This window comes from Candidatus Woesearchaeota archaeon (genome assembly GCA_020854775.1).
In the GTDB taxonomy this organism is placed as follows: Archaea; Nanobdellota; Nanobdellia; order Woesearchaeales; family 21-14-0-10-32-9; genus 21-14-0-10-32-9.
The window spans coordinates 1-3277 of record JAHKLZ010000026.1 but is presented as its reverse complement, the minus strand read 5'-3'; the positions used below and the strand labels follow the sequence as shown (position 1 = coordinate 3277).

General features: G+C 43.1%; 3 protein-coding genes. 2 read left to right on the top strand and 1 reads right to left on the bottom strand.

Annotation, left to right across the window (positions count from 1 at the left end; genetic code table 11):
* Window positions 1-322: 322 nt before the first annotated feature.
* Together KO361_05005 and KO361_05000 are read left to right on the top strand one after the other, a co-directional pair.
* A complete protein-coding gene (locus KO361_05005) occupies window positions 323-499 on the top strand; it encodes a hypothetical protein (protein MCC7574924.1) in 177 nt (58 codons plus the stop codon).
* A 42-nt stretch (window positions 500-541) separates the two neighbouring features.
* Window positions 542-1846, top strand: a complete 1305-nt coding sequence (locus KO361_05000; protein ID MCC7574923.1) for a putative DNA binding domain-containing protein — start codon at window positions 542-544, stop codon at window positions 1844-1846.
* A gap of 491 nt (window positions 1847-2337) precedes the next feature.
* On the opposite strand, the gene KO361_04995 is transcribed toward KO361_05000, so the two are convergent.
* Window positions 2338-3277, bottom strand: a 940-nt coding sequence (locus KO361_04995) for an ATP-binding protein (protein ID MCC7574922.1), incomplete at its 5' end; no start/stop codon positions are given.

Sequence of the window (3277 nt, the reverse complement as noted above, 5' to 3'; positions counted from 1 at the left end):
AGAGGCTGATCTTCAGCCTCTTAAAGATAGAGTACCATTGGAAGGGAAATACAGTGAATCTTGAGAAGCCAATAGAGCCTGAAGATAATGGCGAACAGGAAGACGAGGAGCCCTAGATATAATTAGGACGGGAATTTGAGAAAGACTGTTCATTTCAAGTTCCCTGTGGCATACGATGGGAAATCGGTGTATGAGTCTTGGACACCAAAATCAACAACCGATGAGACATTGGTCCTTTTAAGCAGTGATTAAGTCGATGGCTATTTCAATAGTGATTGGGATGTTTAAGAGCTTGTAATTCCTGTCATACATGGTTCTTATAATGAAATCAAGGCTTTTGCCAGGGTTAGAGATCTCTTCCCTTTACATTGCCCAAGGTAAGAAAAAAGCTGGAATTCGCGAATGGGGGAGCTATCCAGCATACATGCCTTTACTGCTACTGAAGAGTGGCAATAAGGTAGCAAATAAAAGTAGAAAAAAGAGTAGCAAAAAGCGCTGAGATATGGTATACGCCGGGAAAGCTGATGATTGGAGAGCGGCCATGAAAAATCTCGGAACAGAGACCGAAACCCTCGAATTTAAGAAGACAACTGGTGAACTTAAAGAGGGCATCATATCACTTTCTTCGATGCTGAATAAAAACGGACACGGGGTATTATACTTTGGCGTGAAAGACAGCGGTGATGTTGGGGGACAGCAGCTCGGAGATAGAACGCTGCGTGAAATATCCCAGGCAATTGCGAACTTTGTTAAACCGCAGATTATTCCGTCGATTTCTTCGGAACTTATTGATGGGAAAAATGTAATCAAAGTCGAGGTCCAAGGCTCTGATAAGCCATACTCTGCCTATGGAAGATATTATATGCGGTCCGCAGATGAAGACAGAGAGCTCAGTCCAACAGAGCTGAAGAAACTAATGAATCAAAAAACGGCTGCAGATCCAATAACGATCATGGAAGCTCCGGCTCAAGATCTTTCGTTTACCAAACTGAGGATATCTTTCGTTTCTTCCGGTTTAACCGTTGACCAGGAAACCTTTGAGAATAATACCGGGCTGAAAACAAGTTCTGGAAAATACAATCTCATGGCGTACCTTCTGGCGGATGTGAATGACATTTCCATAAAAGTCGTTACTTTCGCAGGGAAGGATAAGACAAATATCATCAAAAGGAATGAGTATGGAGGCACCTGTCTTGTGACTTCCATGGACAAAGTACTTGATTATATGGATTCGATTAATGAAACAAGAGTCACTATGGGAAACCACAAAAGGGAAGAGGAAAAGCTATTCGATGCGGCTAGTTTCAAAGAAGCCTGGCAGAACGCATGTCTGCATACAAAATGGGAAAAAGGCAACCCGCCCGCAGTATGTGTTTTTTCAGACAGAATAGAAATAATATCTACCGGAGGACTTCCGGCTGATCTGACTAAGGATGAATTTTTCAAGGGAATCAGTAAGCCGGTCAATGCTAAACTACAAAAGATATTCGGGCAGCTTGGGTATGTAGAACAGACAGGACATGGTGTGCCTTTGATCATTAGCAGTTATGGACGACAGGCATTTGATATCATGGAAAATTTTGTCAATGTTACCATACCGTTCAATTACCAAAAAGGCATTTCAGAAGAGATATTGAAAGGTATCAAAATTATCCTGACCCAGGCTGAAAAAGCAGTGATTGAAGAGATCAACAATAATCCTCATATCACGATTCGTGAGCTTGTTACGGCTACTGGATATTCGGATGGATATGTAAGGAAAATCCTTACTCAGCTGAAGGGGAAAGGTGTCGTACAAAGGCAAGGCGGGAGAAAAGCAGGAACCTGGATTGTCATGAATGAGTGATTTGTGATAGAACTCGCTTGCCCAAAGAAAACGACGTCGGGACAGTAGTTTTGATGACAAAGATTTGAAACAGCCGGTATTCTCATTGTTTTCTCTATAGAAAGGATGGAGACAAGGAAAAGGCGAGTGACCATTCGCTCTACAAGGTGCTGTATGATGAGCCAAATCTTATCCGGAAAAGACGGGATGACATGCTAGCCTGAAGACTCTCAAATTCCCGTCTCAGTTATATCTGGGGAATGGATAATTCTTTTAAATAGTTGCAGATAATGTATAGGGTATACCCCAATAAAATCACCTGCTTGTTCTTTGGAAGGTTGTTCCAGCCTAGAGACACACTCCCTGGAATGCCGTCCCTCTTGCAGTAATGCTCTGAAGTTCTGGAAGTGCTTCTCTCAATGCTTGAATGAACAGAGGTTGTACGAGTGGATTTTGTTTGGTTTTGAAAAGAAAACGAGAGGTCTCTCGGCCATTTTTTGCTCCTGTTACATCTATGAATTTCTATGCATGGATAGAGAAGAGTCCTGGTTAAGTCGGAACTCGGTAAGGGCCCTGGTGTCAGTAATAAAACCTTTCAAGATATATTGGCGATAGATGGAGAGAGCGAACTCCTCAACTTCGGCATAGCTTCTTCCTAGCAACTGTTTCGCCAGGTTGCTTAGCTGAATGTTGAAGGAGAACCGCATTCTCTTCTCAAAGGAGGTTAACCAGCACTGGATGTCATCTATTGATGGTTTGCCAAGCTCAATTTTTACTTGAAATCTTCTCCATGCAGCAATGTCAAGCAATGCTTCATGATTGGTAGCGGCAATGACGACAACATAACTGGGTAAGGCGTCTATATTCATAAGCAGGGAGCTTACCACCCGTTTAATCTCCCCGGTCTCATGGCGGTCTCCCCGTTCTTTACCTAGAGTCTCGAACTCATCAAAGAACAACACACATTGCCTTGTTCTCGCGTATTCAAATAGTTTTGCAAGATTGGAGGCAGTCTCGCCGAGATATGCTCCGATGAGAGTATCATACGTAACCATATACAAGGGGACCATTAAAGCATTGGCAATCGCCTCGGCAAGCGAAGTTTTTCCATTTCCAGGAGGCCCATAAAGAAGGATTTTGTTACGTGGCTCAATGCCATATGAGCGTAACAACTCTGATCGCATCTGCTCCTCTATCACCTCAGTGCAAGTTTTGACTGTTGTTTCAGTAAGTACCAGTTGATTGAGACGCTTGCTGGGGTTGATCTCTTGATACAAAGAAGCTCCATTCAGTGTTCTTAAACCGAACGGTTTGGGTGCAACTTCCCTTGTTTCAAGGGACTGTGAATCCTGCTCCAACAATTCTTCCAGTTTTTTTGCGAGTATCACATGCTGTTTTGCGCGTTCCTCAGCACAAATAGCTTCTGCTGCCAAACGAAAACTGGCTTTTTCT